Origin of the sequence: Citrobacter sp. T1.2D-1 (genome assembly GCF_950098555.1) — a bacterium.
GTDB classification, from domain to species: Bacteria; Pseudomonadota; Gammaproteobacteria; order Enterobacterales; family Enterobacteriaceae; genus Citrobacter_A; species Citrobacter_A telavivensis.
In genome coordinates this window covers 1-1,229 of the sequence record NZ_CATNHH010000031.1, presented here as the reverse complement: position 1 = coordinate 1,229, position 1,229 = coordinate 1, and the positions used below count along the sequence as shown (strand labels likewise).

Genomic DNA, 1,229 nt, shown 5'->3' with positions numbered 1-1,229 from the left:
TGAATCGCCACGGGTTTAACAGACACCTCAGAGTCATTTAAGATGGCTTAAAGAGAGGTGCCCATGAGCGGTAAGCGTTATCCCGAAGAGTTTAAAATTGAAGCAGTCAAACAGGTTGTTGATCGCGGTTATTCTGTTGCCAGCGTTGCAACACGTCTCGATATCACCACCCACAGCCTTTACGCCTGGATAAAGAAGTACGGTCCGGATTCTTCCACTAATAAAGAACAGTCAGATGCTCAGGCCGAGATCCGCCGTCTTCAGAAAGAGCTGAAGCGGGTTACCGACGAACGGGACATATTAAAAAAAGCCGCGGCGTACTTCGCAAAGCTGTCCGACTGAGGTACGCCTTTATCCGTGACAACACCTGTTGCTGGCCTGTTCGCCTGCTCTGTCGGGTGCTGGATGTTCATCCCAGTGGTTTTTACGCCTGGCTTCAGCAGCCGCATTCACAACGCCATCAGGCAGACCTGAGACTGACAGGACAGATTAAACAGTTCTGGCTGGAATCGGGATGCGTCTATGGTTATCGCAAAATCCATTTGGATCTGCGGGACAGCGGGCAACAGTGCGGAGTGAACAGAGTCTGGCGACTGATGAAACGTGTCGGGATAAAGGCTCAGGTCGGATACCGGAGCCCGCGGGCACGTAAAGGCGAGGCCAGTATCGTGTCGCCCAACAGGCTCCAGCGACAGTTCAATCCGGATGCTCCGGATGAGCGTTGGGTAACGGACATAACCTACATCAGGACCCACGAAGGCTGGCTGTATCTTGCCGTGGTTGTTGATCTGTTCTCACGCAAAATTATCGGCTGGTCCATGCAATCCCGGATGACAAAGGACATTGTCCTGAACGCACTGCTGATGGCTGTATGGCGGCGTAATCCCCAAAAACAGGTGCTGGTTCATTCGGATCAGGGCAGTCAGTACACAAGCCATGAGTGGCAGTCGTTCCTGAAATCACACGGCCTGGAGGGCAGCATGAGCCGTCGCGGTAACTGCCATGATAATGCGGTTGCAGAAAGCTTTTTCCAGTTGTTGAAACGCGAACGGATAAAGAAAAAGATCTACGGAACGCGGGAAGAAGCCCGCAGCGATATTTTTGATTACATCGAAATGTTTTATAACAGTAAGCGTCGGCATGGTTCTAGCGATCAGATGTCACCGACAGAATATGAAAACCAGTATTATCAACGGCTCGGAAGTGTCTAGATTATCCGTGGCGATTCA

The 1,229-nt window shown here is 51.3% G+C and carries 1 protein-coding gene; it reads left to right on the top strand.

The window, feature by feature from the left end; translation table 11 throughout:
- Nucleotides 1–63 precede the first annotated feature (63 nt).
- Nucleotides 64–1,211 (top strand): IS3 family transposase gene (locus QQZ17_RS18145; protein ID WP_089600859.1). Its coding sequence is split into 2 segments (ribosomal slippage): nt 64–301 and nt 301–1,211, totalling 1,149 coding nucleotides; the frame shifts between segments, so codons are not numbered across the junction.
- Nucleotides 1,212–1,229: the final 18 nt, after the last annotated feature.